The 25386-nt window shown below is 64.4% G+C and carries 23 protein-coding genes; 15 read left to right on the forward strand and 8 right to left on the reverse strand.

Features of this window, described 5'->3' with window-relative positions; all coding sequences use genetic code 11:
• The first annotated feature begins 28 nt into the window (after positions 1 to 28).
• Positions 29 to 517, forward strand: coding sequence for a CAP domain-containing protein (locus tag ABSY17_RS20470; protein ID WP_378944737.1), 489 nt, complete (start codon positions 29 to 31; stop codon positions 515 to 517).
• Positions 518 to 702: 185 nt separating this feature from the next.
• Here ABSY17_RS20470 and ABSY17_RS20475 read toward each other — a convergent pair whose 3' ends face one another.
• The 6 genes from ABSY17_RS20475 to ABSY17_RS20500 form a co-directional block, all read right to left on the reverse strand.
• Positions 703 to 1623, reverse strand: coding sequence for a DMT family transporter (locus tag ABSY17_RS20475; RefSeq protein WP_378944740.1), 921 nt, complete (start codon positions 1621 to 1623; stop codon positions 703 to 705).
• Between the two features lie 131 nt (positions 1624 to 1754).
• Positions 1755 to 3047 (reverse strand): amidohydrolase family protein, encoded by a 1293-nt coding sequence (locus ABSY17_RS20480; RefSeq protein WP_378944743.1) that lies wholly within the window; start codon positions 3045 to 3047, stop codon positions 1755 to 1757.
• Entirely contained in the window at positions 3044 to 3985 is a 942-nt protein-coding gene (locus tag ABSY17_RS20485; RefSeq protein ID WP_378944746.1) for an ABC transporter permease, read from the reverse strand. Before ABSY17_RS20485 ends, ABSY17_RS20480 begins: the two co-directional genes overlap by 4 nt.
• Before the next feature lie 2 nt (positions 3986 to 3987).
• A complete protein-coding gene (locus ABSY17_RS20490) occupies positions 3988 to 5037 on the reverse strand; it encodes an ABC transporter permease (RefSeq protein WP_378944749.1) in 1050 nt (349 codons plus the stop codon).
• A gap of 162 nt (positions 5038 to 5199) precedes the next feature.
• Positions 5200 to 6774 (reverse strand): ABC transporter ATP-binding protein, encoded by a 1575-nt coding sequence (locus ABSY17_RS20495; RefSeq protein WP_378944752.1) that lies wholly within the window; start codon positions 6772 to 6774, stop codon positions 5200 to 5202.
• A gap of 115 nt (positions 6775 to 6889) precedes the next feature.
• On the reverse strand, positions 6890 to 7915 hold the full coding sequence (locus tag ABSY17_RS20500) for a BMP family protein (RefSeq protein ID WP_378944755.1): 1026 nt from the start codon (positions 7913 to 7915) through the stop codon (positions 6890 to 6892).
• A 231-nt stretch (positions 7916 to 8146) separates the two neighbouring features.
• Here ABSY17_RS20500 and ABSY17_RS20505 point away from each other — a divergent pair, with 231 nt between their 5' ends.
• On the forward strand, positions 8147 to 9901 hold the full coding sequence (locus ABSY17_RS20505) for an ABC transporter ATP-binding protein (protein WP_378952911.1): 1755 nt from the start codon (positions 8147 to 8149) through the stop codon (positions 9899 to 9901).
• An 11-nt stretch (positions 9902 to 9912) separates the two neighbouring features.
• Here the strand turns inward: ABSY17_RS20505 and ABSY17_RS20510 are convergent, their stop codons facing one another.
• Entirely contained in the window at positions 9913 to 11400 is a 1488-nt protein-coding gene (locus ABSY17_RS20510; protein WP_378944758.1) for an aldehyde dehydrogenase family protein, read from the reverse strand.
• A 323-nt stretch (positions 11401 to 11723) separates the two neighbouring features.
• On the opposite strand from ABSY17_RS20510, the gene ABSY17_RS20515 reads away from it, so the two are divergent.
• The 4 genes from ABSY17_RS20515 to ABSY17_RS20530 all read left to right on the forward strand — a co-directional run bounded on the left by ABSY17_RS20515 (position 11724) and on the right by ABSY17_RS20530 (position 15930).
• Positions 11724 to 12395: an outer membrane protein gene (locus tag ABSY17_RS20515; protein WP_378944760.1), complete on the forward strand. Its 672-nt coding sequence runs from the start codon at positions 11724 to 11726 to the stop codon at positions 12393 to 12395.
• Positions 12396 to 12610: 215 nt separating this feature from the next.
• Positions 12611 to 13294, forward strand: a complete 684-nt coding sequence (locus ABSY17_RS20520; RefSeq protein ID WP_378944763.1) for an outer membrane protein — start codon at positions 12611 to 12613, stop codon at positions 13292 to 13294.
• 189 nt (positions 13295 to 13483) lie between these two features.
• Positions 13484 to 14206, forward strand: coding sequence for an outer membrane protein (locus ABSY17_RS20525; protein ID WP_378944766.1), 723 nt, complete (start codon positions 13484 to 13486; stop codon positions 14204 to 14206).
• Positions 14207 to 14292: 86 nt separating this feature from the next.
• Complete coding sequence (locus tag ABSY17_RS20530; RefSeq protein ID WP_378944769.1) at positions 14293 to 15930, forward strand: tetratricopeptide repeat-containing sulfotransferase family protein; 1638 nt, start codon at positions 14293 to 14295, stop codon at positions 15928 to 15930.
• On the opposite strand, the gene ABSY17_RS20535 is transcribed toward ABSY17_RS20530, so the two are convergent.
• Positions 15931 to 16575 carry a carbonic anhydrase gene (locus tag ABSY17_RS20535; protein WP_378952914.1) on the reverse strand — a complete coding sequence of 215 codons (645 nt, stop codon included), beginning with the start codon at positions 16573 to 16575 and terminating at the stop codon, positions 15931 to 15933.
• Between the two features lie 276 nt (positions 16576 to 16851).
• On the opposite strand from ABSY17_RS20535, the gene ABSY17_RS20540 reads away from it, so the two are divergent.
• The 9 genes from ABSY17_RS20540 to ABSY17_RS20580 all read left to right on the forward strand — a co-directional run bounded on the left by ABSY17_RS20540 (position 16852) and on the right by ABSY17_RS20580 (position 25356).
• Positions 16852 to 17217 (forward strand): hypothetical protein, encoded by a 366-nt coding sequence (locus ABSY17_RS20540; protein ID WP_378944772.1) that lies wholly within the window; start codon positions 16852 to 16854, stop codon positions 17215 to 17217.
• A gap of 470 nt (positions 17218 to 17687) precedes the next feature.
• Positions 17688 to 19697 carry a methyl-accepting chemotaxis protein gene (locus ABSY17_RS20545; RefSeq protein ID WP_378944775.1) on the forward strand — a complete coding sequence of 670 codons (2010 nt, stop codon included), beginning with the start codon at positions 17688 to 17690 and terminating at the stop codon, positions 19695 to 19697.
• Between the two features lie 7 nt (positions 19698 to 19704).
• Positions 19705 to 20007, forward strand: coding sequence for an STAS domain-containing protein (locus ABSY17_RS20550; protein ID WP_378944778.1), 303 nt, complete (start codon positions 19705 to 19707; stop codon positions 20005 to 20007).
• The gene (locus ABSY17_RS20555; protein WP_378944781.1) at positions 20004 to 20369 is read left to right on the forward strand and encodes a response regulator; all 366 of its coding nucleotides are present in this window, start codon (positions 20004 to 20006) and stop codon (positions 20367 to 20369) included. Before ABSY17_RS20550 ends, ABSY17_RS20555 begins: the two co-directional genes overlap by 4 nt.
• A gap of 31 nt (positions 20370 to 20400) precedes the next feature.
• Complete coding sequence (locus tag ABSY17_RS20560; protein WP_378952917.1) at positions 20401 to 22551, forward strand: chemotaxis protein CheA; 2151 nt, start codon at positions 20401 to 20403, stop codon at positions 22549 to 22551.
• Between the two features lie 4 nt (positions 22552 to 22555).
• Entirely contained in the window at positions 22556 to 23020 is a 465-nt protein-coding gene (locus ABSY17_RS20565; protein ID WP_378944784.1) for a chemotaxis protein CheW, read from the forward strand.
• Positions 23017 to 23916 carry a protein-glutamate O-methyltransferase gene (locus tag ABSY17_RS20570; protein WP_378944786.1) on the forward strand — a complete coding sequence of 300 codons (900 nt, stop codon included), beginning with the start codon at positions 23017 to 23019 and terminating at the stop codon, positions 23914 to 23916. The genes ABSY17_RS20565 and ABSY17_RS20570 overlap by 4 nt, the downstream gene beginning before the upstream one ends.
• Complete coding sequence (locus ABSY17_RS20575) at positions 23913 to 24989, forward strand: chemotaxis response regulator protein-glutamate methylesterase (RefSeq protein WP_378944789.1); 1077 nt, start codon at positions 23913 to 23915, stop codon at positions 24987 to 24989. The genes ABSY17_RS20570 and ABSY17_RS20575 overlap by 4 nt, the downstream gene beginning before the upstream one ends.
• Complete coding sequence (locus ABSY17_RS20580; protein WP_378944792.1) at positions 24967 to 25356, forward strand: response regulator; 390 nt, start codon at positions 24967 to 24969, stop codon at positions 25354 to 25356. The genes ABSY17_RS20575 and ABSY17_RS20580 overlap by 23 nt, the downstream gene beginning before the upstream one ends.
• The last annotated feature ends 30 nt before the right edge of the window (positions 25357 to 25386 follow it).

Genomic DNA, 25386 nt, shown 5'->3' on the forward strand with positions numbered 1-25386 from the left:
GGACGGGCACCGAGACAAGGACCAAGACATGGCGAAACGGCTGAACCGATTGATGACGGCTGCAGCGATGGGGGGCCTTCTGGCGCTCGCCGCATGCCAGAGCCAGACAGTCACCAGGGTTGCGGGCGAAGGCGCGGTCGATTCCGCCACCGGCGTCACCTATCTCCAGACCATCCGCTCGGAGCATGGCCTGCCGCCGCTCAGGCCGGACGCGGCGCTCGGCCAGGCGGCCCTGCAGCAGGCCACCTACATGGCCCAGAGCGGCAAGATGAACCACACCACCGGCCGCGGCCGGGATTTTTCCACGCGCCTGAAGGACAATGGCGTCCCGGGCCCTGCCGCCGAAAACATCGCCCAGGGCGCCATGGACCCGGCTAAGCTGTTTTCGATGTGGATGAATTCGGACGGCCACCGCCGAAACATGCTCGATCCGCGTTTCACCAAGTTCGGCCTGGCTTACATGCATGAGGCCAAGGGCAGCGACAAGCGCTACTGGGCGCTGGTGCTGGGGCGGTAGACGTCCCGCGCAATTGTAGTCGCCGATGTACCCCCACCCCTAACCCCTCCCCACAAGGGGGAGGGGGACTTTTCGGCGTGCCTGACACGAAGATCACGTGAACGCTGTCAGGCGCGACGGCGTTCCCCTCCCCCTTGTGGGGAGGGGTTAGAGGTGGGGGTAAGTCCTTAAACCTGCCGCGCGCGTCAGTGCACGCTCGTCGACACCGTCTCGGGCTCGGTCTTGTCCACCACCTTCTGGCGGTGGAAGATGAACAGGCCGGCGAAGACGATGATGGCCGAGCCGACGAGGATCTGAGTGTCGGGAAAGTCGTTGAAGAAGACGACGCCGAAGACCACCGCCCACAACAGCAGCGTGTATTGCAGCGGCGCCAGCAGCGAGGCGGGCGCGAGCTTGAGCGCGCGCGTGATCATCAGGTGCGCTGCGCAGGAGACGATGCCGAGCAAAAGCATGGCCGACCAGTCGAGCGCACTTGCCGACTGCCAGTCGCCAACCGCAAGTATGACGCCCATGGCAAGCGCGCCAATCGTCTGCCAGGTGACCAGCGTGGTGTCGCTGGTGGTGCGCAGCTTGCGGCTCAGGATCAGCGAAATCGCGAAAGACAGGCTGCCGACCAGCGCGAACAGCGACGGCCACGCAAGCGAAGCCGCAGACGGCTTGAGGGCAATGACCACTCCGCAGAAGCCTAGAACAATCGCCAGCCATCGGCGCCAGCCGACCTTCTCGCCAAGGAAGAAGTGCGACAGAGCCGCCATGTAGATCGGGCCGGCCATGTAAAAGGTCATGACGTCGGCCAACGGCAGGTAGACGACCGCAGCGTAGAACAGCGCCGTGTCGGCCGTCGCCAGCACCACGCGCAGAAACTGCAAGCCGGGACGATCGACCTTGGCCAGAGGCGCGAGGCCCTGCCTGGCGAGCATCGGGCCGAGAATGATGAAGGCGCCGACCGATCGGATGAACAGCACCTGGCCGACCGAATAGCTGGTGACCAGCCATTTGCCCATGGCATCGTTGAGGGCGAACATGAAGTCGCCCATCAGCATCAGCAGGACGCCCGCAAGAACGAGATTGCTCTTGGGCAGAGCGATGGCTTGTTTGAATGTCATGAGTGCTGAACCCGGCGGGCGCCGAGCCCGAACTGCGCCTAAATAGGCGCAGAAAACGGCTTTTGCGAGGGCAATCTATCCAGCTCTCATGCGTTGCGGCGTCGCACGCGTCAGGCGCGAACCGTGCAGCCTCAGTTCGCCTGTGACGGCACTACGTGGCGACGATTGACCGTGGCCGGGCGGCCAGCAATCGACAGCGCCGTTTCGCGCTTCGGACGCTCGGCGACGACCTTGCCCTTGGCGACGACGCAAAGCCGCTCGGCGCGCAGGCGCAGCGCCTCGACCGGATTGCCGGCGTCGAGCACGACCAAGCTCGCTGTCTTGCCGACCTCGAGGCCGAGATGGTCGAGCCCCATGATCTCGGCATTGGTCCTGGTGACCATGTCGAAACACTGGCGCATGTCGGCCGGGCTGGTCATCTGGGCGACATGAAGGCCCATGAAGGCGACGTCGAGCATGTCGGCGGTGCCGAGCGGATACCAAGGGTCGAGCACGCAATCCTGGCCGAAGCCGACCTTGATCCCGGCCTTCAGCATCTCGGGCACGCGCGTCATGCCGCGGCGCTTGGGATAGGTGTCGTGGCGGCCCTGGATGACGATGTTGATGAGCGGGTTCGGGCAGGCTGAAACGCCGGCCTCGGCAATCAGCGGCAACAGCTTCGAGACGTAGTAATTGTCCATGGAATGCATGGAGGTGAGGTGCGAGCCGTTCACCCTGCCCTGCAGGCCGAGGCGCTGAGTTTCATAGGCAAGCTGCTCGATATGGCGCGAGTTCGGATCGTCGGTCTCGTCGCAATGCAGGTCGACCATGAGGCCGCGTTCGGCTGCAATCTCGCAGAGCTCGGTGACCGAGCGCGTGCCGTCGGCCATGGTGCGCTCGAAATGCGGGATGCCGCCGACAATCTCGACGCCCATGTCGAGCGCGCGGATAGTGTTTTCGCGCGCCGTCGGCGAACGATAGAAACCGTCCTGCGGGAAAGCAACGAGCTGCAGGTCGATATAGGGCGCGATCTCCTTCTTGACCTCGAGCAGCGCCTCGACGGCGAGCAGGCGGTCGTCGCAGGTGTCGACATGGGTGCGGATGGCGAGCAGGCCCATCGACACGGCCCAGTCGCAATAATCCAGCGCGCGCTGCTTGACCGCCTCATGGGTCAACAGCGGCTTGAGTTCGCCCCAGAGCGCGATGCCCTCAAGCAGCGTGCCCGAGGCATTGATGCGCGGGATGCCATAGGACAGCGTCGCATCCATGTGGAAATGCGGATCGACGAAAGGCTGCGACACGAGGTTGCCCGAAGCGTCGACGACCTTCTCGGCCTCGCCAGCAATATTCGGCTCGATGGCAGCAATCTTGTCGCCACGAATGCCGATGTCGGCCACGGTTCCGTCGGGCAGCGTGCCGCCACGGACGATCAGGTCAAAGCTCATCTTTCGCCTTTCTGATAGGGGATCATCAGCGCCTTGGGATAGGTGGCGCGGCGCGCCACCAGGATAAGCGCCAGAATAGATAGGGCGTAAGGCATCATCAGGAAAACCTGATAGGGCACGACGCCGCCGGAAATTTGCTGCAGGCGCACCTGGTAGGCGTCGAACGCGGCAAACAGGATGGCGCCCAGAAGCGCCTTGCCCGGCCGCCACGAGCCGAACACCACCAACGCAATGCAGATCCAGCCGCGGCCGTTGATCATCTGGAAGAAGAACGAGTTGAACGCCGACATGGTGAGGAAGGCGCCGCCGACCGCCATCAGCGCGCTGCCGACCATCACCGCGCCCATGCGGATGCCGGTGACGGAGATGCCCTGCGCCTCGACGGCCGAGGGGTTTTCGCCGGCGGCGCGAACCGCGAGACCAAGTGGTGTGCGGTAGAGCACCCAGGCGACGACGGCGACGGTAACGAAGGCGAGGTAGGTCAGCGGCGTCTGCGTAAACAGCGCCTCGCCGAGCACCGGAATCTCCGACAGGCCGGGGATCGGCAGCGGCTGGAACGGCTCGATCTTGGGCGGCGAGGTGACCTCGGGCAGCGCCAGGCGGTAGGTGAAATAGGTCAGGCTCGTGGCAAGCAGCGTCACACCGATGCCGACTACGTGCTGCGACAGGCCGAGCGGCACGGTCAGCGTGGCATGCAGCAGTCCGAACATCGCGCCCGCAAGGGCCGCGACCGCCACGCCGGTCCACAGATCGCCGCCGGAATAGACAGTGAACCAGCCGGCGAAGGCGCCAGCGGTCATGATGCCTTCGATGCCGAGATTGAGCAGACCAGCGCGCTCGCAGATCAGCTCGCCCATGGTGGCGAAGATCAGCGGCGAAGCTATGCGGATGGCCGCCACCCAGAAGGATGCGGTGAAGAGGATTTCGAGCGCGTCCATGGTCACCTCCACTTCACCCGGAAGCGCGTCAACAGGATCGCCACCACCATGGTGAGCAGCGAGGTCGCGACCATGACGTCGGCGATGTAGCTCGGCACCTTGGCAACGCGGCTCATGGCGTCGGCGCCGACGAAGATGCCGGCAACGAAGATCGCCGAGGCGATGACGCCGAGAGGATTGAGCATCGCCAGCATGGCAACGACGATGCCCGAATAGCCATAGCCCGGCGACAGGTCGAGCGTCAGGTTGCCCTTGAGGCCGGACACTTCGGAGAAGCCGGCGAGTGCGGCCAGCCCGCCCGATAGCAGCGCCGTCTTCATCAGCACGCGGTTGACCGGGATGCCGACGAAGCGCGCGCCTTCGGGATTGTGGCCGACGGCGCGCATCTCGTAGCCGAGCACGGTCTTCTTCATGATGACCCAGATCACAATGGCCGAGACGATGGCGATGACGAAGCCGTAGTGCAGGCGCTTGCCCTGGATGATGCGCGGTAGTTGCGCCTCGGCAATCACCTTCTGCGACTGCGGCCAGCCCAGCCCCATCGGGTCCTTGAGCACGCCTTCGAGCAGCATCGAGACGAACAGCAGCACGATGAAGTTGAGCAGCAGCGTGGTGACCACCTCGTCGACGCCGAAGCGGGTCTTCAGCACCGCCGGCCCGAGCAGCAGAAGACCGCCGGCGAGCATCGCGGCGATCATGATGACCGGAATCAGCACCACCGCCGGCAGCGGCAGCGCGCCGGTGCCGAGCACCACGGTGACCACGCCGCCGATATAGAGCTGCGCCTCGGCGCCGATGTTCCAAAGCTTGGCGCGGAAGGCGACGGCGACGGCGAGACCGGTGAAGATCAGCGGCGTGGCGCGAGTGAGTGTCTCGAGCAGTGCGAATTGCGAGCCGGCCGCGCCCTTGGCGACCAGATAGAACACCGACAGCGGCGAGGCGCCGGCGGCCAGCACAAGCAGCGACGAGAACACAAACGTGGCAACGATCGCTGCCAGCGGATAGAGCAAGGTTACGGCCAGCGAAGGCGCTGGTTTAGGCTCAAGCCGCATAGCGCACTCCGCAGGAATTCCCCCTCACCCGGCCTCCGCTTCGCTCGGCCGACCTCTCCCCGAGGGGAGAGGAGATTTGAGACGTTGCCGCTCGCCTCTTCTCCCCAACGGGGAGAAGGTGGCCCGAAGGGCCGGATGAGGGGGCAAATTGGTGCAAAATTCTCACGCCACGTGCCCTTCTTCGCCGTGTCCGGCCATCAGTTCCCCCAGTTCCCGAATGGTGCGCTCGCCGCGCGCCGATGGCGCCGACAGCCGCCCCTTCGACATCACGACGATCCGGTCGGACAGCGCGAGAATCTCCTCGAGATCCTCCGAAATCAGCAGGACGGCCGCGCCCCTCGCCCGCGCCGCGAGCAGCATGCGATGGACATAGGCGACCGCGCCGACATCGAGGCCACGCGTCGGCTGGCTGGCGAGGATGACCGACGGCTCGGGATCGAGCGCGCGGCCGAGGATCAGCTTCTGCATATTGCCGCCGGACAGGAGCCGGATACGCGCCTCGGGCGACGGACATTTGACGTCGTAGTCGGCGATGATCTCTTCGGCGAAGGCCCGCGCCGCCTTCCAGTCGAGGAAGCCCATGCGGCTGAAGCGCGGGCTGGCGTAGCGTTCGGCGATGACGTTTTCGGTGACGCTCATGTCGCCGATGGTGCCGACGGCGTGGCGGTCCTCGGGGATGCGGGCGATGCCACGATCGAGAACTGCACGGGGCGACCAATCGCCGGCAGGCGTGCCGGCAATGGTGATGGTGCCGCCGGTGGGGCGTTCGATGCCGGAGAGGAGTGCTGCGAGTGCGGCCTGGCCGTTGCCCGACACGCCGGCCAGCCCGGTGATCTCGCCTGCGCGCAAGGTCAGCGAGACGTGATCGAGTGCTGCACCGTTGCGGCGGTGGGTGGAGACGTCGTCCAGGACGAGCAGCGCCTGGCCTGGCTCGACCGGCATGACCTCTGCCGGCTTAACCTCCTGCCCGACCATAAGTGCCGCCAGTTCCTTGCGGTCGGTCGCCCTGGTTTGGCGCTCGCCGGCGAGACGGCCGGCGCGCAGCACGAGCACGCGGTCGCTGACGGCCATGACCTCGTTGAGCTTGTGCGAGATGAAGATGATCGACAGGCCCTTGGCGACCAGCAGCTTGAGGGTGCGGAACAGCGCGTCGGTCTCGGCCGGGGTCAGCACTGCCGTCGGCTCGTCGAGGATCAGGATGCGGGCATCGCGATAGAGCGCCTTGAGGATCTCGACGCGCTGGCGTTCGCCCACCGACAGCGAAGAGACCGTGGCAGCCGGATCGACGGCGAGGCCGAAATCGGCGGCAAGCTGCTCAATGCGTCGTCGCGCGGCGGCCCGGTCGAGGCGCGGGCTCCACAGCTTCTGGGTGCCGAGCGCGATATTCTCCAGCACCGTCATGTTGTCGGCGAGGGTAAAATGCTGGTGGACCATGCCAATGCCGGCATCAAGTGCGGCGCGCGGGTCGCCATGCGGCAGCGGCTTGCCAAAGGCTTCGACGGTGCCCTCGTCGGCGACATAGTGTCCGAACAGGATGTTCATCAGCGTCGTCTTGCCGGCACCGTTTTCGCCGAGCAGGGCGATAACCTCGCCGCGCTTCAGCTCAAAGGAAATGGCGTCGTTGGCCGTGAGCGGGCCGAAACGCTTGGTGATGCCGGAGAGGCGCAGGACGGGTTCAGCGGCCTCCCCTCCCCCTTGAGGGGAGGGTGCCGAGCGCAGCGAGGCGGGTGGGGTCATGTCGGCAGCGCGGAACGCCCTCTTTCAGGTCCAGCGAATTGGGGCCGGCCAGGCCGACCCCACCCGGCCCGCTTCGCGGGCCACCCTCCCCTCAAGGGGGAGGGATAGCTCGGCGTCAGTTCGATTTCGGTTCGGCGTCGTTGATCTCTACGACTAAGGAGCCGTCCTTGATGGCCTTTTCCTTCTCGGCAACCTTGGCCTTGACCTCGTCGGGCACCTTGCTGTCGAAGGTGCCGAGCGGGGCGAGCGAGGAGCCGCCGTTCTTCATGAAGGAATAGACGCCGTAGTCCTCGGCCTTGAAGGTTCCGGCCTTGACCTCTGATATCGCCTTGTCGAGCGTCGGCTGGAAGTCCCACAGCGCGGAGGCAACCACGGTATCGGGATAGTCGGCCTGGGTGTCGATGACGTTGCCGATAGCGAGTGCGCCTTTTTCCTTGGCCGCGTCGGAGACGCCGAAACGCTCGGCGTAGAGCAGGTCGGCGCCGCCGTCGATCTGGGCGAAGGCGGTTTCCTTGGCCTTGGGCGGATCGAACCACGAGCCGATGAAGGCGACCTGGAACTTGGCGTCGGGCGCGCTTTCCTTGACGCCTGCCATGAAGGCATTCATCAGCCGGTTGACCTCAGGGATCGGATAGCCGCCGACCATGCCGATGTTCTTGGTCTTGGTCATGGCGCCGGCAACGATGCCAGAGAGGTAGGAAGCGTCCTGGATATAGTTGTCGAACACCGAGAAGTTCGGCACGGCGGCGTCGGGCTTGAAGCTCGAGCCCATCAGGAAGGCGACGTTGGGATAGTCCTTGGCAACCGCGCGGGCAGCGTCCTCGACGCCGAAGACCTCGCCGAGAATCAGCTGGTAGCCAGCCTCGGCATATTCGCGCATGACGCGCTCATAGTCGTTGTTGGCGGTGTTTTCCGAGTAGACATACTCGATGTCGCCGCGTTCCTTGGCGGCGTTTGCCGCCTTGTGGATACGGCTGACCCACTGCTGTTCCACCGGCACGGTGTAGACGGCAGCGACCTTGATGGGATCGGCAGCAAAGAGGCGGACGGGCAGACCCGCCGCGGCAAACACCGCCGACGCGCCGGCAGCCTTGATGAGGGTGCGCCGGGATACGCCGAAACTGTTGGAAATCCTCTGCATTCTGTCCACCTCTGGCTGGCTTGATGATCTTGTCGGGAAAAGACTTTTATCGATTGGTCAAGGGTAAGCGAAATCGCAAATGGCGGCAATCCGCAGCCAATCCGCTGTCCACGACGTTGTTGGCAGCTGCGACCGAAAGTCCGGGGCAGCGATGCAAATGGTTTCCCTCCGCCAGCCCTTGCAGTAGCTATATAGACCATCGCGGGGGCGCGGCCTATGGTATCCATTGATTTGCTTCGCTTTATTCGTCCGACGCAGAATCACTTGCTGATCAGGCGGCTGCTGCAGGAGTCGTTCCGAAAACATGCCGTTGGCTATGCGGTGGCGATTTCGGCCATGCTGGTGACCGCCGGCATGACGGCTTCCAGCGCCCTGGTCATGAAGTACATCACCAACGAGTTCGTGGTCGGCAGGGACATTTTCCAGGTCTACAAGATCGCGGGGGCGGTAGCGGCGATATTCATCGTCAAGGGCATCGCCACCTTTGTGCAGGGGCTGTTCCTCAGCCGCGTCGGCAACGCCATCATCGCCGAACGCCAGCGCAAGATCTATGAGCGCATCCTCGCGCAGGGCCTTGCCTTCTACCATTCGGTCAAATCGGCTGATCTCATCACCCGTGTAACACACAACGCGCAAGCCGCGCGCGCGGTGCTCGACCTGATCGTCACGTCCTTCGCGCGCGACCTGGTCACGCTGATCGGGCTGGTCGCGGTCATGGTTTTCCAGCAGCCGATGCTGTCGCTTGTCGCCTTCGTCGTCGGCCCGCTTGCGATCGTCGGGGTCAACCAGATCCTGCGCCGGGTGCGCAAGATCATGGAGGCAGAGTTCCTGTCGCTTGCCCAGATCGTCCATGTCATCCAGGAAACCACGATCGGCGTGCGCATCGTGAAGTCCTTCAACCTCGAATCGCTGATGCGCAACCGGATGGACAAGGCCGTCGCCGACGTCGAACGCCGCGCCAACTCCATCGCGGCCCTTGAGGCAGGCACCAGCCCGATCATGGAAACCCTGGCGGGGCTTGCCATCTCCGGCGTCGTGCTGGTCAGCGGCTTTCTCGTCATCCAGGGCGGGCAGACGCCGGGCAGCATCATGGCCTTCATCACCGCGCTGCTGCTGGCCTACGAGCCAGCAAAGCGCCTCGCTCGCGTTCGCGTCTCGCTCGAAAGCGGCCTTGTCGGCGTGCGCATGATGTTCGAACTTGCCGACCGCCCGCTGACGCTGGCCGAGCGGCCGGACGCCAAGCCGCTGGACGATGGCCCGGGCCAGGTCGAGTTCAAGTCTGTGAGCTTCTCCTACAACGATGGCAAGCCGGTCCTCAGCGATCTCGACCTGATATTTCCGCCCGGCAAGATGACGGCACTTGTCGGCCCCTCGGGCAGCGGCAAGTCGACCGTCATGAACCTGATCATGCGCATGTACGACCCCGACAGTGGCGAAGTTCGCTTCGACGGGCAGGACATTTCGCATGCGACGCTGCACTCGGTGCGCGACCGCATCGCCTATGTCAGCCAGGACACATTCCTGTTTTCAGGCAGTGTCATGCACAATATCCGGCTCGGCCGCGAGGGGACCACTGATGAAGAAGTGATCGCGGCCGCCAAGGCTGCCAATGCGCACGACTTCATCACGGCACTGCCCAAGGGCTACAACACCGAGGTCGGCGAGAACGGCTCGTTCCTGTCGGGCGGGCAGAAGCAGCGCCTGTCGATCGCCCGCGCCCTCCTGCGTGACGCCAAGGTGCTGCTGCTCGACGAGGCCACGAGCGCGCTCGATGCGGAATCGGAGGCGCTGTTTCGCGACGCGCTGGCGCTCCTGTCCGAAGGGCGGACGACGATTGCCATCGCGCATCGGCTTTCCACCGTCCGCCAGGCCGACAACATCATCGTCATGGACAAGGGCAAGGTCTCCGAACAGGGCTGCCACGACGACCTTCTGGAAACGGGCGGCCTGTATCGGCGGCTCTACGAATTCCAGTTGATGCGCTGACGGGCGCCCGCTCAATCGATGCGTATGAAGACGCCCTTGGTATTCAGATATTCGTCGAGGTGCTCGGCCCCGCCCTCGCGGCCATAGCCGCTCATCTTGTAGCCGCCGAAGGGCACCGCCGGGTCGATGGCATGATAGGTGTTGACCCAGACCGACCCGGCGCGCAGCCGCCGCGACAGGCGATGTGCCGTGCCGACGTCGCGGGTGAACACGCCAGCGGCGAGCCCGTAGGGCGTGTCGTTGGCGCGCGTCACCACCTCGTCGAGCGTATCGAACGGCATCGCCGAAATGACCGGGCCGAAGATTTCTTCCCGCGCGATGCGCATGGTGTCGGAAACGCCAGCAAAGACGGTCGGTGCGATAAAGTTGCCACCGGCAAGCGCGCCATCAGTCAACCGTCCTCCGCCGGCAACCAGCCGAGCTCCCTCCTCCGCACCGGCGCGCAAATAACCCTCAACGCGGTCGAGCTGCCGCGCCGAGATCAGCGGACCGATCTCGGTGTCGGGGTCGATGCCGTTGCCGATGCGCAAGGCCCCGGCAAAGGCGGCGAGGCGCTCGACGAACTCGTCATGGATCTTGCGTTCGACGAACAGGCGCGAGCCGGCGATGCAGATCTGGCCAGAATTGGCGAAGACCGACATGGCGGCGACCGGCACCGCGCGGTCGAGATCAGCATCGGCGCAGACGATGACCGGCGACTTGCCGCCGAGTTCCAGTGACACCCGCTTGAGGTTGCCGGCCGAAGCGCGGACGATGCTCTGACCGGTGGCGGTCGAGCCGGTGAAGACGATCTTGTCGACACCCATATGCTCGGCCAGCGGGACGCCTGCCTCGATGCCCGTGCCGGTCACCACGTTGACGACCCCGTCGGGCACGCCGGCTTCGGCCATCAGATCGGCGATCAGCAGCGGGGTCAGCGGCGCCTCTTCCGAGGGCTTGAGCACGACGGTGCAGCCGGTGGCGAGTGCGGGGCCGATCTTCCACACCGAGGCGGCCGTCGGCGCGTTCCACGGGATGATGGCGCCGACGACGCCGACCGGCTCCTTGTGCGTGAAGGAGACGATCTCGCCGGGAAGCGAGTTCTCGATGGTCTGGCCGTGAATGGCGGTGGCCATGCCGGCATAGTAGCGCAGCATGCCGGTGACGCGGTTGGCGTTGGCGCGTGCCCTGACGATGGGCAGGCCCATGTCGGTGGTGTCGGAGATGCAGATCTCTTCCCAGTGGCGCTCGAACAGATCGGCGATGCGGAGCAGGAGCTTTTGCCGCTCATGCGGATTGAAGCGGCTCCACGGGCCTTCGAAAGCCGCGCGCGCCGCAGCAACCGCACGGTCGATGTCTTCCTTTTCCGCCCGCGGCACGGTGGCGATCACCTCGCCAGTGGCCGGATTGCGCGTCTCGAACGTCTTGCCGGATGCGGCATCGACCCATCGGCCGCCGATGAACATCGGGCGATGACGCCCGTCGAGCGGTTGGCGGATGGATGTATGGGCGCCCGTCATGATGCTGCTCCTCGCCTGGCGGTTGTCGCCGCCTGCAACTGGCAGCGTAGCAAGATTAGGCCGCAGTCCGCAGTTCGCTCAAGCCCGGCCGATCAGATCACCAGCGCCTGGCATTGGCCATGAGCAAACGGGCCATGTGCAAACACGATTGCGGCCTGATCTGAGAGCCCGGAACGGGGCTTCATCAGCAATTACTAAAAGTTGCAATATCGACACACATAAACACGCAAAAGATGCAAGCGCACTCGCAGCGATTGACAAGAATCAGCCGGGCTGGCCTATAGCGCAAACGTTACCTTAGGTTGTATAAAGTAGGTGAGCACATGCACAGGTATACATTATCCGGCGTTTCGGCCCTGGTTCTTGCGGCGGGGATCACATCCGCAAGCGCCGCCGATGTAGCAGCCGAAGCCCCGCCCCCGCAGGACCTCTGGTACGTGTCGCTGTTCGGCGGCGTCAGCATCCCGCAGGATGTGAAGACGGACTTTTACGGCGACGAGTACTCGCTGGATCTGAAAACCGGCTTCGTGGTCGGCGGTGCTGTTGGCCGGCGGATCAACGATGCGTTCCGCGTGGAAGGCGAAGTCTCCTATGCACGTTATAGTGCGGACACATTTACCTACAATGGCGTAGGTACTTACTCCGCCGACGGCAACGTTTCGGCGACATACCTCCTTGCCAACGTGTGGGCCGATGTGGCGCACTTCAATCAGGCAACGCTCTATCTGGGTGGCGGCTTGGGTGCCGCCTATGTGACTGCAGACACCCAATTCAACGGAAGTGACTATGGCTATGGCAAGGGAGAATGGGGCTTCGCCGGTCAGTTGGGCGGCGGCGTGACCTATGCGATCGCGCAGAATATCGACCTCGACTTCGGTTACCGCTTCAAGGCGGTGTCGAGCATCGATTTTGATGATAACGACGGTTATGGCGTCTACGAGGACGGCAACCTGTATACGCACAGTCTCCAGCTCGGCATCACCGCAAAGTTCTGATGGCGTGATTGCCTGACACGCTTCCGGCCCGGAGACCTCCGCTCCGGGCCGCTGCAAGTCAGAACGCGTCGCAACCCTCACGGAATACTGACAAGCGGAAGGCGAAAGCGCAGTGCGCTCGGCGAGCATCCCAGCGCAGGAGAACTGCCGCAGGTGATTTGACAATATGTCGCCACATTGCTCTACGCTCCGCCCCGCAATAACGTGAGGAAATTATGAAAGTACTTTTGATGGCCGGGGTCTCGACCCTGATGCTCTCAACCGCAGCCCACGCAGCCGACGTGGCTGCCTCTGAAGTCCCGCCGACCGACAATCTCTGGTACGTCTCGCTGTTCGGCGGTGCTAGCTTGGCGCACGACGTGAAGACCGTCGTAAACGGTGCCGCATACAGCTTGGACTACTCGCTCGATCTCAATACTGGCTTTGTCATCGGCGGCGCCATCGGCCGGCGAATCAACGACGCGTTCCGCGTGGAAGGCGAGCTGTCCTATGCGCGCTACAAGGCGAACTCGTACACCGACTGGAAAGGAGACACGTATTCTGCATCCGGCCACTTGTCCGCCACTTACCTGCTGGCCAACGTCTGGGCGGACGTTGCTCGTTTCGGACAGGCCACCATCTACGCGGGCGGCGGTCTCGGTGCAGCCTATGTCACGGCCGACACAGACTTTAATGGCATTGGTTGGGGCTACGGCAAGGGCGAATGGGGCGTTGCAGGCCAGTTGGGCGCTGGCGTAACCTATGCGGTGGCGCAGAATATCGATCTTGACTTCGGCTACCGCTTCAAGGCGGTGTCAGGTATCGCTTTTGAGGATATTAACGCCGCCTACGACGAGCCCTATACCGGCGGCGATCTGTATACGCACAACCTGCAACTCGGCATCACTGCCAAATTCTGATCATAAGGCTGTCTAGTAAAATCTCGGCCCGGAGCTTTCCACTCCGGGCCGCTATTCGTTGAACGCCAAGCAATCTGCCTAGGCGCGTCTACGATTTTGCGCGGGATTGCTTGTGTTGCACATTGGGCACACAAACAGTTGATTTCCAGATACTTACACCAATAGATTGACAAGACCCGCGAGTCCCGCTTGAAGCTCCAGGTTGAAATTTCAAGAGGGGGCAATATGAAGTCGCATCTACTGGCCGGCGCTTCGGCGCTGATTTTCTCGACACTCGCATCATCCGCATACGCAGCTGACGTTCAGGCCGCCGAGGTCATGCCTGCGCAGAATCTCTGGTACGTCTCGCTGTTCGGCGGCGCCAGCTTCCCGCAAGACGTGAAGACGGACTATTTTGATGGTCAATTCGACTTGGACCTCGATACCGGATTTGTAATTGGGGCGACCGTCGGCCGTCGCATCAACGATACCTTCAGGGTCGAAGGCGAGTTGTCTTACGCTCGCTACAAGGCGGGTTCGGCGACCTATTCTTGGGGCGGATACGTATATGCACCAGACCCGGCCTCCGGCGACCTGTCGGCTACCTACCTTCTTGCCAACGTCTGGGCAGACCTCGCTCATTTTGGACAAGCCACGGTCTATGCGGGCGGCGGCATAGGCGCCGCTTACGTCACCGCGGACACACAATTTGACGGAAGGCCGTTTGGATATGGCAAGGGCGAATGGGGCTTTGCCGGGCAGTTGGGCGCTGGCGTGACTTACGCAGTCGCCCAGAATATCGACCTCGACTTCGGCTACCGCTTCAAGGCAGTTTCCGATATCGATTTCAACGATAATTTTGGCGGCGACCCCTACACCGGCGGCAATCTCTACTCCCACAACCTGCAACTCGGCATCACTGCCAAGTTCTGATCGCGTCATTGCTGACAATTTTCCGGCCCGGTGCTTTTCGCTCCGGGCCGTTTGCATTTAGATGAGGCCGAGGGGAGTTTTCGTCCATGCCGCTGATGCCGCGCAAGCAGCCCTTCGCCGTTCCCGCGCAGGCTCCCGCGCCAACGCCGTCTGCTGCGTCCGGCGAGCCTGTCGAAAAGACCCTGCAGCGCGGCATCGACCTGCAGCGGCAAAGCCGCTTCCCCGAGGCGGAATTCTGCTACCAGACCGTGCTGCGCCAGCAGCCAAAGAACGCCATGGCGCTGAACCTGATGGGCACGCTGGCGATCGAGGCCAAGCAAAGTGCAACCGCCATCGAATACATGGAAAAGGCGGTCAAGCTCGACCCCGGCAACGCCATCTTCCGCAACAACCTCGGCAACGCCTACAACGTGTCCGGCGATATCGAGAAGGCGCGCAAGCACCTGAGGAAGGCCGTGGAACTGGACGGCCGCCTGGTCGAGGCGCTGTGCAATCTCGGCCGCTCCTACCGCGCGGAGCTCAAGGGCGACATCGCCGAAGGGTTCTATCGCCGGGCCCTCGACGTCGATCCACGCTCGCTGGCCGCGCTGAACGGCATGGGCGATGTACTGATCGAGATCGGCCGGCCCGCGGAGGCGGTCGGCTGTTTCGAGCAGGCACTGGCGATCGACAAGGGCAGCGTCGAGGCGCTGGCCGGCCTTGCCCAGGCGCGCAAGGCGCCGAAGGGCGACCCGACGCTGGTGCTCGTGCACGCGCGGCTCGACCTGCCCTACACGAGCAACGGGGAGCGCGTGGTCCTGCACCACGCCGCCGGCAAGATCCTGAACGACCAGGGCGAGTATCCCGCCGCCATCCGCCACTTTACCAAGGCCAAGGCTATTTCAGGCAACGACTTCGACATCGTTCGCCACACGGAACTCTACGACAGCTTCGTCGAGCACTTCGATGCCGATTTCTTCGCCGAACGCCGAGGGCTCGGAGATCAGTCGGAGCGGCCGGTCTTCATCGTTGGCATGCCGCGCTCGGGCACGACGCTGACCGAACAGATCTGTGCCAGCCATCCTGACGTCTATGGTGCCGGCGAATTGTCGATGATCCGGGCGCTGGCCGGCGAACTGGACTTCGACAAGCTCGACCCGACGGCCTTCGTCAAGGCCATGCGCTCGCTCAAGCCCGCAAAGGCGAAGGAGCTTGGTGGGAAGTTCCTCGCCTATCTCCGTCAACGCGATGGCAAGGCCATGCGGGTGATCGACAAGATGCCGCACAATTACGAGTTGCTGGCATTCATCAGCCTGATCCTGCCCAATGCGCGCATCGTGCATTGCAGCCGCGACGCCATGGACAATTGCGTCTCATGCTTCACGCACAACTTTTCGGAATCCCATGGCTACAATGCCGACCTGACGAAGCTTGGGCTCTACTATCGGCAATACGAGCGGCTGATGCAGCATTGGGCGAACGTCATCCCGCTCAGGATGCATGACATGCCCTATGAGGAAACGGTCGCGAATCTCGATGCCCGCGCCCGCGGGCTGATCGCCTTCCTCGGCCTGCAGTGGGACGACGCCTGCCTGCGCTTCCACGAGACCGAACGCACGGTGAAGACGCCGAGCCGCTGGCAGGTGCGCCAGCCGATCTACGCTTCGTCGGTCAAGCGCTGGAAGCTTTACGGCGAGGCCCTCGATCCACTGCGCGCAGCACTTGGCCCGCTTGCGGCGGATTGATCAGGCGACGGCCGGACGCTCGAAATCGCCGGTGCTTGGGTCCATCGCCCACAATTCGCCGGTGGAAATGTCGAACCACGCGCCGTAGAGCGACAGCCGCCCCTTCTGCTCGAGGATCTTCACGCAAGGGAACGTGCGCAGATTGTTGATCGAATAGCGGATCGAGATGCGCTCGAGCGCGGTCTGACGCTCGGACTGGGTCATCATCGTGTTGCCAGATACCGCCTCGGCGGCCGGGCCAACCAGGCTCATCCACTTGCCGATGAAATCGCCCGGCGAAAGCGGGGCCGAATTGGGGTCGAGCGCCGAACGGATGCCGCCGCAGCGGCCATGACCCATGACGACGATGTTCTTGACCTTGAGCGCCTGCACGGCAAATTCGAGGGCCGCCGACGTCGAGTGGAATTCGCCATCGGGCGAATAGGGCGGCACCAAATTGGCGACGTTGCGCACGACGAACAATTCGCCCGGCCCCGAGTCGAAGATCGTCTCCGGTGCTGCACGCGAATCGCAGCACGCGATGACCATCGTCTCAGGGGTCTGGCCCTCGCGCGCCAGGGATCGGTAATGCTCGGTCTCGGTCGCGTAGCGACCGGTCATGAAGTTGCGGTAACCGGCGAGCAGTTTCTCGGGCAGGTGCAGCATGGGCTTGGCCATAAACGGAAATCGGCGTCGCGGCAATGAAAATGCTGGTGAGTTCGAGCCGTACTCTAGCACAAAACTTGCCACGCCCCGCTCATTCTCAACCGTACGATGAAACGCTGCGCTTTACGCCAATGCAGGTTGCGCTATTCTCGCCCCAAGACCCCGCCCCTTCAAGGAGAGTGACATGCGCCTGCTCCTTCTCGCATCTTCGATCATCTGCCTCGCGGCTGCGCCCGGGACCGGCCTCATTTCGACAGTTCACGCGCAGGCCCAGGAATGCACAGGGGAAAACTGCCCACCGGCCGGCGGCCAGGGCAGCGGCAGGGACTGCGAAAGCAAGCAGGAAGACACGATCAGTTAACCACCCGGATGGGGACAGGCCAAAAAATTGTGCAGAGCCGACCGCAAATTTTTCTCGGCTTGTCGGTGATCGGCATCTGCCAGCTACCCAAGGTCACCGCTGCGATCGACAAGATCGGGATCGGTATCGCACTGACCGATGTCGCGGTCATCGACCAGCAACCGCTCGGCAATCGCAGCAAGGTGCGCAAGTTGACTGTCGCTCCTGCCAGTGCGGTTCAAGCGGCAACTACTGCTCAGCATGAATCGCCGGTTATATTGTCTTCCAGCCGGACGGAATGACTTTGGCGGAACATGACTCAGCGGAAGCCAAGCAGGAAACGCCGCCTCATCGCGCCTTTTCAGCGCCGTCGCCAACGGTGAAAAACCCCAGGGCGAGAGGACTCAATCCATTGAGATCATTGCCGTTATTTACAATTGGGTAATGTCTGGTGACTACGTGGAGTCATCGAGATTGCTCATTCAAGGAAGCGATGTGGAGCTGTTCTCCCACCGGCGCTCTCGTGGAATGAAAAAGTACAGGCACCGCATGAGAAGCTTCTAAGAACCACATTCAAAAAACCTCCTTTTAGAATCTCATTTTCAAACAACCCACCCGCCAGGCCGCTGGCGGACGTCAACAGTTCACGACCTGCACGTATCCAAGCGTTGCGAAGCTGGAGGGCTTTGCACCGCCGGCCGGGCTTTGCCGGCGTCGACGATCTGCAGGAAAGCAACCAGGTCTCGTTATCTCTACGGCAAGGAAACGCCCCATGAGTTCTACATTCAACGCAGCATCCAGATCCGCTTCCGGCGCGCCGCCGCAGGGAGGGGGTTTCTCGCTCGCCAATCTGAGCATCGTGCGCAAACTGGTACTGAGCTTCTCGGCAATCATGGTGGTCAGCGTCGTCGTTGCCCTGCTGTTGACGCGGGCGCTCAACACGATGGAAGCCGCCAGCGTGGAGTTGGAGACCGCGAGCCGCCTGCTCACCACCCTCGGCAAGGCGGAGGCGCTCCATCTCGACCGCTCCAATATCGCCCGCACCTACATTTTGAACCCACGCGAAAACACCGCCAAGCGCTATCGCGAGACCTCCCAGCACGTCGACAAGACTATCGGCGAGGCAAGGAGCCTGCCGGTCGACGACAAGGACGTGCTCGCCGCGATCGATGAATTCGAGACGGCGGCCAACGCCTTCCGCGACCAGATCAGCGACCCGGCCGTGGAGCTTGGCAGCAGGCCCGAGACCTACGACAGGGCGCGCGACCTTGCGGCCGGGGATCACGCCTCGGAGGTGCAGGCCACCGTCCGCAAGGCGGTCGCCGACATGCAGAGCGAGATCTCCACTTGGGAGCAGGAGATTGCCGCGCGCAAGAACGAAGCCGTTGCCACGGCCCAATACCTGCAGCTTGGCAGCGCGGGCTTGACGATCGCCATTCTGATGCTGATCGCGTGGTGGCTTTCGAACCAGATTGCCAAGCCGGTGAACCGGATGACGCAGGCGATGCGCGATCTCGCGGCGGGCGACCACAACGTGGCGATCCCGGCGGTCGGGCGCAGGGACGAGGTCGGCCAGATGGCGTCGGCGGTGCAGACCTTCAAGGACGCGGCGATCGAGAAGATCCGGCTCGAGGCCGAGGCCGAGGCGACGCGCCAGCACATCGAGGACGAGCGCGCCGCCCAGGCCGCGCGCAAGGCCGAAGAAGACCGCCAGGACCAGCTCGTCATCGCCGCCCTCGCCGAGGGCCTCGACAAGCTGTCGCAGGGCGACCTGATGTACCGCATCGACATCGCCTTCCCCGACAAGGTGGCCAAGCTGCGCACCGACTTCAACGCGGCGGTGGAAAAGCTGCAGGAGACGATGCTGTCGATCACCTCGAGCGTGCGGGCGATCCATGCCGGCACCGGCGAGATCTCGACGGCGGCCGACGACCTGTCGCGCCGCACCGAGCAGCAGGCGGCGAGCCTGGAAGAGACGGCGGCCGCGCTTGACCAGATCACGGCGACGGTGAAGAAGACGGCGGAAGGCGCCATCCATGCCCGCGAGGTCGTCTCGGAGGCCAAGGGCGACGCCGAAAACTCCGGTGTCGTGGTGCGCAAGGCGATGGACGCCATGGGCACGATCGAAAAGTCGTCCGACCAGATCAGCCGGATCATCGGGGTGATCGACGAGATCGCCTTCCAGACCAACCTTCTGGCGCTGAACGCAGGCGTCGAGGCGGCACGGGCTGGCGATGCGGGACGCGGCTTTGCCGTGGTCGCCTCCGAGGTCAGGGCGCTGGCCCAGCGCTCGGCGGAAGCGGCGCGCGAGATCAAGAGCCTGATCTCGACCTCGACGACCCAGGTCGGCGAAGGTGTCAAGCTGGTCGCCGAGACCGGCAAGGCGCTGGAGCGCATCGTCACCCAGGTGGCCGAGATCAACGCTGTCGTCACCAACATCGCCGCCAGTGCGCAAGAGCAGTCGACCGGCCTCGACCAGGTCAACACCGCGGTCAACCAGATGGACCAGGTGACCCAGCAGAACGCCGCCATGGTCGAGGAATCGACGGCCGCCAGCCATTCGCTGTCGCAAGAGACCGACGAGTTGTCGCGCCAGATCAGCACCTTCAGGCTCGGCAAGCTCGCCGCGGTCGATCACGGCCGCCCGGCAAGTGCCAGGCCTGCGGCTGCCAAGCCTGCGGCCCGCGCAGCGCGGCCCGAGCTGAAGGTCACGGCGTCGAGCTACGGCACTTCCGCCGTGCGCGCCGCCGCACCGGCCGCCGACGACTGGCAGGAGTTCTGAGGCAGCCATGACACCCCAGTCCGATCCATCGCAACGGATATTCGAACTGCCCGCGGTTCTCGACTTCAGGGCGGCGACGCCCCTGGCCGAAGCCTTGCTCGCCTTGCGCGGAACCGCGCTGACCATCGATGCCTCGCGCGTGGAGCGGATCGGCGGCCAATGCCTGCAGGTTCTGCTGTCGGCGCAAAAAACCTGGAGCGCGGATGATGCCGCGCTCTCCTTTACCAACCTGACGCCGGCCCTGGTCGAGGGCTTGCGGCTGATGGGCATTGCCGAAGCCGACCTCGCAAGGGAGGAGATGGCCCAATGAGCACGACCATTTTGACCGTCGACGATTCACGGACCATGCGCGAGATGCTCAAGATGGCACTGAGCCAGGCCGGTTACCGGGTGGTCCAGGCCGAGGACGGGGTGCACGGGCTCGAAGTGCTGAGGCAAGAGACCCCGCAGGTCATCGTCACCGACATCAACATGCCCCGGATGGACGGCTTCGGCTTCATCGAGCAGGTGCGTGCCGACGACGCCTATCGCGGCATTCCGATCCTGGTGCTGACGACCGAGAGCGATGCGGTCAAGAAGGACCGGGCCAGGCGGGCCGGAGCGACGGGCTGGATCGTCAAGCCCTTCGACCCGACCAAGCTGATCGACGCGATCCGCCGCGTGGCGGCGTGAACTGATTAAGGGGAACAGACCCGTGGACGCAATGGCAACGGTCAAGCAGACTTTCTTCCAGGAATGCGAGGAGCAACTCGCAGAACTGGAAGCGGGCCTCCTCGCAATCGAACGCGGGGAAGCCGAACCCGACACCGTCAACGCGGTGTTCCGCGCGGTGCATTCGATCAAGGGCGGCGCCGGCGCCTTCAGCCTCGACGATCTGGTGCGCTTCGCCCATGTCTTTGAAACCACCCTCGACCATCTGCGCACCGGAACGCTGGCGCCGTCGGCCGACGTGCTGATGGTCATGCTGCGCGCCGCCGACCTTCTGGCCGATCTGGTGGCGGCCGCCCGCGACGGCATCGCCGTCGATGGCGAGCGCAGCGACGTTCTGGTCAACGAGCTGAACGCGCTGAACCCCGAAGGGGCGGAAATAGCCGATGACGCCGAAGACGACATGAGCGACTTCGAGTTCACCCCGATCGCCGTCTCGTTCGACTTTCTCGAGGACGCGGACGCCGGCCCGGCTCAGCGCGTCTTTGTCATCTCCTTCAAGCCCAGGGCCGAACTCTATGCCAAGGGCAACGAGACAGCACTGGTGCTGCGCGAACTCGAGCGCCTCGGCCAGGTCGAGGTCAGCTGCGATACAAGCGAGCTGCCGCTTTTGGGCGAGCTCGATCCTGATGGCGCCCATCTCGCCTGGACGATCAGGCTGACGACCGACAAGGACAAGGACGCAGTGCGCGAGGTCTTCGAGTTCGTCGAATGGGATTGCGCCCTGGAGATCGAAGCCGAGGATGCAGCAGCTTCCGACGACGATGTCCTTGCCCTGATCCGGGCGATCCAGGCCGACGACGAGGCGGCCGCCTTTGCCGCCCCCGAAGCGGTCGCGCCCCCCTCCCCCGCGGACGCCGAGATCCAGGCGGACACGGCGGCGGCGTCGCCCAAGGCGGGGGCACAGCGCGGCGAGGCGGCGGCGAGCGCAGGTGCGGCCCCCCAGACGATCCGCGCCGACCTCGAGCGGGTCGACCGGCTGATCGATCTCGTCGGCGAGCTGGTCATCAACCAGGCGATGCTGTCGCAGCGCGTGCAGGAGGCGGGCCATGTGCCGGGCTCGGCGGTGGCCATCGGCCTCGACGAGCTCGAGCATCTGACCCGCGAAATCCAGGAATGCGTCATGGCGATCCGCGCCCAGGCGGTGAAGTCGGTGTTCCAGCGCATGCCGCGCCTGGTGCGCGAAGTCGCCGGCATGACCGGCAAGCAGGTGCGCCTGATCACCGATGGCGAGGGCACCGAGGTCGACAAGACGGTGATCGACCGGCTGACCGATCCTTTGACCCACATGATCCGCAATGCGATCGACCACGGGCTGGAAAAGCCGGAGGTCCGCGTGGCCAACGGCAAGCCGGCCGAAGGCGTGGTGCGCCTGTCGGCGATGCACCGTTCGGGCCGCATCGTCATCGAGGTCGCCGACGATGGTGCTGGCATCAACCGGGCGCGCGTCAAGGCGATCGCCGCCGAAAAGGGGCTGATTGCGGCGGATGCGGCACTGTCCGACGAGGAGATCGACAATCTGATCTTCCTGCCGGGCTTCTCCACCGCCTCGGAAGTCTCCAACATCTCCGGCCGCGGCGTCGGCATGGACGTCGTCAAGCGCTCGATCCAGGGCCTGGGCGGCCGGCTGTCGATCACCTCGCGGCCGGGCAAGGGCTCGACCTTCACCATGAGCCTGCCGCTGACGCTTGCGGTGCTCGACGGCATGGTGGTGACGGTTGCCGAGCAGACGCTGGTGGTGCCGCTGACGGCGATCATCGAGACGCTGCAGCCCAAGGCGGCCGACGTGCACGGCCTTGGCGGCTCCGCCCGCGTCATCGCCATCCGCGACGCGTTTACCCCGCTGATCGACATCGGCCGCGAGCTCGGCTTCCGCGGCCAGCCGACCGATCCGATGGCCGCCGTCGCCATCCTGGTGGAGACCGAGGGCGGCCGGCGCTCGGCCCTGCTCGTCGATACGATCCTGGGCCAGCGCCAGATCGTCATCAAGAGCCTGGAATCGAATTACCGCCACGTGCCCGGCATCGCCGCCGCCACGATCCTCGGCGACGGCCGCGTCGCCCTGATCCTCGACGTCGATGCGGTGATCGCCAACTCGCAATTAGATGCAACCAATCTTGAACCCGTTCTTGCAGCAGCAGGGTAAGACCATGACCGAGACCTTGAGACACGACAACTCCACCCGCGAGCTCATCGCGTTCCGCGTCGGCGAGCAGGAATTCTGCGTCGACATCATGTCGGTGCGCGAGATCCGCGGCTGGACGCCGGCGACCGTGCTGCCGAAGTCGCCGCCCTTCGTGCGCGGCGTCATCAATTTGCGCGGCGCCATCTTGCCGATCGTCGATCTCGCCGCCCGCCTCGGCTTCACCCCGCCGGAGCCGACCGTGCGCCATGTCATCATGGTGGCCCAGGTCGGCCCCCAGGTGGTCGGGCTTCTGGTCGACGCGGTCTCCGACATCCTGTCGGTGACCGACGACGCGATCCAGCCGACCCCCGATGTCGCCTCCGACGTCGCCAAGACCTTCGTGCGCGGCGTTCTCGCCATCGAGGGCCGCATGATCAGCCTGATCGCGCTCGACGCCGTCCTGCCCACGCTCGAGCCGATCGCAGCATGAGCGAGCTGCCGAACAGCGGAGCGGGGCGAGGCCAGCGCCAGAGCCTGGTGGCGGGCGAGTTCGTGCTCACCGGCGATGATCTGCGCCAGATCGCGGCGATCATCCATGCCGATGCCGGCATCCACCTGACCGAGGCGAAGGCAGCACTGGTCTATTCCAGGCTGTCCAAGCGCCTGCGCGCGCTCGGGCTCGAGAGCTTCCGCGACTACTGCGCCCTCATCGCCTCGCGCGAGGGGCTCGACGAACGCCAGAAGATGCTGGCCGCACTGACCACCAACGTCACCAACTTCTTCCGCGAACAGCATCACTTCGACCATCTGGCCAAGCAGGTGCTGCCGCCGCTGCTCGACGAGGCGCGCCGCGGCGGCCGCGTCAGGATCTGGTCGGCGGCCTGCTCCAACGGTGCTGAGCCCTATTCGATCGCACTCACCATCCTGTCGCTGATGCCGGACGCTGCCAACTACGACATCAAGGTGCTGGCCACCGACATCGATCCCAACATGATCGCCTTCGGCCGCGAGGGCGTCTATTCCGGCACCGCCCTGCACCCGGTGCCGCCGGAACTCAGGCGGCGCTGGTTCACGCCGCTGCGTTCGGACGACAACTCCAGCTTCGGCGCCGGCAACGAGCTGCGCGAGATCGTCGCCTTCCGCGAGCTCAACCTGATCGGCGCCTGGCCGATGAAGGGCCGCTTCCAGGCGATCTTCTGCCGCAACGTCGTCATCTACTTCGACGAGCCGACCCAGGCGCGCATCTGGAGCCGTTTCGTGCCGCTGCTGACGTCGCAGGGCCACCTCTATATCGGCCATTCCGAACGGGTCTCGGGGCCGGCGACGGAGAGCTTCCAGCCCGAGGGCATCACCACCTACAAGCTGCGCGCGGGGGCCGCGTCATGAAGCAGGTCCGTGTCCTGATCGTCGACGATTCGGCAACCATGCGCTCGCTGCTGTCGGCGGTGCTGCGGCTTGATCCGGCCATCGAGGTCGTCGGCCATGCCGCCGACCCGCTCGAGGCGCGCGAGAAGATCAAGGTGCTCGACCCCGACGTCATCACCCTTGACGTCGAGATGCCCAACATGAACGGCCTCGACTTCCTCGAAAAGATCATGCGGCTGAGGCCGATGCCTGTGATCATGGTGTCGAGCCTGACCAACCGGGATGCCGCAGCCACCATCACAGCCCTCGAGATCGGCGCCTTCGACTGCATCTCCAAGGCCTCGTTCGCCGACGAGGGGGCCTACGCCGCCTTGCAGGCGACGGTGAAGGCCGCCGCCCGCGCCCAGATCCGGCCGCTCGCCGGCACCGCGCACCAGGCGAGCGGGCATCGCGAGCAGCCGGCGGCCAATGCCGACTATGTCGCCAATGGCTCCATCCTTGCGATCGGCTCGTCGACCGGCGGCGTCGAGGCGCTGATCAAGGTGCTGGCGCAGCTGCCCGAGAACTGTCCGCCGACCGTGATCACCCAGCACATGCCGGGCGCCTTCACCAAGAGCTTCGCCGAGCGCCTCAACCGGATGAGCCGGCCGCGGGTCAGCGAGGCCGTCGACGGCGCGCCGCTGGCCACCGGGCAGATCTACCTCGCCCCCGGCGGCGCCACCCATCTCGAGATCGCGGGGCCGGGCCAGCTGCGCTGCCGGCTGCGCCCCACCGATCCGGTCAACGGCCACCGCCCTTCCGTCGACGTGCTGTTTGCCTCGGTCGCCAAGGCCGTCGGCTCCAGGGCCGTCGGCGTCATCCTGACCGGCATGGGCCGCGATGGCGCGGCAGGACTTTTGCAAATGCGGCAGGCGGGTGCCCGCACGCTTGGGCAGGACGAGGCCACCAGCCTCGTCTATGGCATGCCCAAGGCTGCCTTCGAGACGGGTGCGGTCGAACGCCAGCTGCCGCTGGACAAGATCGCCGCCCATATCGTTGCCCTCACCCGCTCAAATTCCAATGGAGTAAAAAATGGCCTTCCTCGAACACTTTAAGGTCCTCGTCGTCGACGACACCACGACCAGCCGCATGCTGATCACCGACGCGCTGCAGGAGATGGGCATCCGCAAGCTGGCCATCGCCAAGGACGGCGAGCAGGCGCTGCGCATGATGATGGACCAGCCCGCGCATCTGGTCATCTCCGACTTCAACATGCCCAAGCTCGACGGGCTGCAGCTGCTCAAGGCCATCCGCTCCTATGGCCCGACCCGCACGACGCCGTTCATCCTGTTGACCGGCAAGGGCGACCGCGAGCTGTTGCAGCGCGCCATCTCGCTCGGCGTCAACAACTTCATCACCAAGCCGTTCGCCCCAGCCCAGCTGAAGAAGGCCATCGAGGCGATCGTCGGGGTCCTTAAGTGACGCAGGCCCCGCCCAGCCAGCGCATCACCG

Source organism: Mesorhizobium sp. ANAO-SY3R2 (assembly GCF_042466635.1).
Classification (GTDB): Bacteria; Pseudomonadota; Alphaproteobacteria; order Rhizobiales; family Rhizobiaceae; genus Aminobacter.

Coding starts and splice junctions, on each gene's coding strand:
- ABSY17_RS20570 (WP_378944786.1), top strand. CDS start 23,017: ATGAGCGAGCTGCCGAACAGCGGAGCGGGGCGAGGCCAGCGCCAGAGC.
- ABSY17_RS20540 (WP_378944772.1), top strand. CDS start 16,852: ATGCACAGGGGAAAACTGCCCACCGGCCGGCGGCCAGGGCAGCGGCAG.
- ABSY17_RS20510 (WP_378944758.1), bottom strand. CDS start 11,400: ATGACGGGCGCCCATACATCCATCCGCCAACCGCTCGACGGGCGTCAT.
- ABSY17_RS20500 (WP_378944755.1), bottom strand. CDS start 7,915: ATGCAGAGGATTTCCAACAGTTTCGGCGTATCCCGGCGCACCCTCATC.
- ABSY17_RS20565 (WP_378944784.1), top strand. CDS start 22,556: ATGACCGAGACCTTGAGACACGACAACTCCACCCGCGAGCTCATCGCG.
- ABSY17_RS20490 (WP_378944749.1), bottom strand. CDS start 5,037: ATGCGGCTTGAGCCTAAACCAGCGCCTTCGCTGGCCGTAACCTTGCTC.
- ABSY17_RS20530 (WP_378944769.1), top strand. CDS start 14,293: ATGCCGCTGATGCCGCGCAAGCAGCCCTTCGCCGTTCCCGCGCAGGCT.
- ABSY17_RS20555 (WP_378944781.1), top strand. CDS start 20,004: ATGAGCACGACCATTTTGACCGTCGACGATTCACGGACCATGCGCGAG.
- ABSY17_RS20535 (WP_378952914.1), bottom strand. CDS start 16,575: ATGCTGCACCTGCCCGAGAAACTGCTCGCCGGTTACCGCAACTTCATG.
- ABSY17_RS20475 (WP_378944740.1), bottom strand. CDS start 1,623: ATGACATTCAAACAAGCCATCGCTCTGCCCAAGAGCAATCTCGTTCTT.
- ABSY17_RS20515 (WP_378944760.1), top strand. CDS start 11,724: ATGCACAGGTATACATTATCCGGCGTTTCGGCCCTGGTTCTTGCGGCG.
- ABSY17_RS20495 (WP_378944752.1), bottom strand. CDS start 6,774: ATGACCCCACCCGCCTCGCTGCGCTCGGCACCCTCCCCTCAAGGGGGA.
- ABSY17_RS20560 (WP_378952917.1), top strand. CDS start 20,401: ATGGCAACGGTCAAGCAGACTTTCTTCCAGGAATGCGAGGAGCAACTC.
- ABSY17_RS20520 (WP_378944763.1), top strand. CDS start 12,611: ATGAAAGTACTTTTGATGGCCGGGGTCTCGACCCTGATGCTCTCAACC.
- ABSY17_RS20480 (WP_378944743.1), bottom strand. CDS start 3,047: ATGAGCTTTGACCTGATCGTCCGTGGCGGCACGCTGCCCGACGGAACC.
- ABSY17_RS20470 (WP_378944737.1), top strand. CDS start 29: ATGGCGAAACGGCTGAACCGATTGATGACGGCTGCAGCGATGGGGGGC.
- ABSY17_RS20550 (WP_378944778.1), top strand. CDS start 19,705: ATGACACCCCAGTCCGATCCATCGCAACGGATATTCGAACTGCCCGCG.
- ABSY17_RS20545 (WP_378944775.1), top strand. CDS start 17,688: ATGAGTTCTACATTCAACGCAGCATCCAGATCCGCTTCCGGCGCGCCG.
- ABSY17_RS20575 (WP_378944789.1), top strand. CDS start 23,913: ATGAAGCAGGTCCGTGTCCTGATCGTCGACGATTCGGCAACCATGCGC.
- ABSY17_RS20580 (WP_378944792.1), top strand. CDS start 24,967: ATGGCCTTCCTCGAACACTTTAAGGTCCTCGTCGTCGACGACACCACG.
- ABSY17_RS20485 (WP_378944746.1), bottom strand. CDS start 3,985: ATGGACGCGCTCGAAATCCTCTTCACCGCATCCTTCTGGGTGGCGGCC.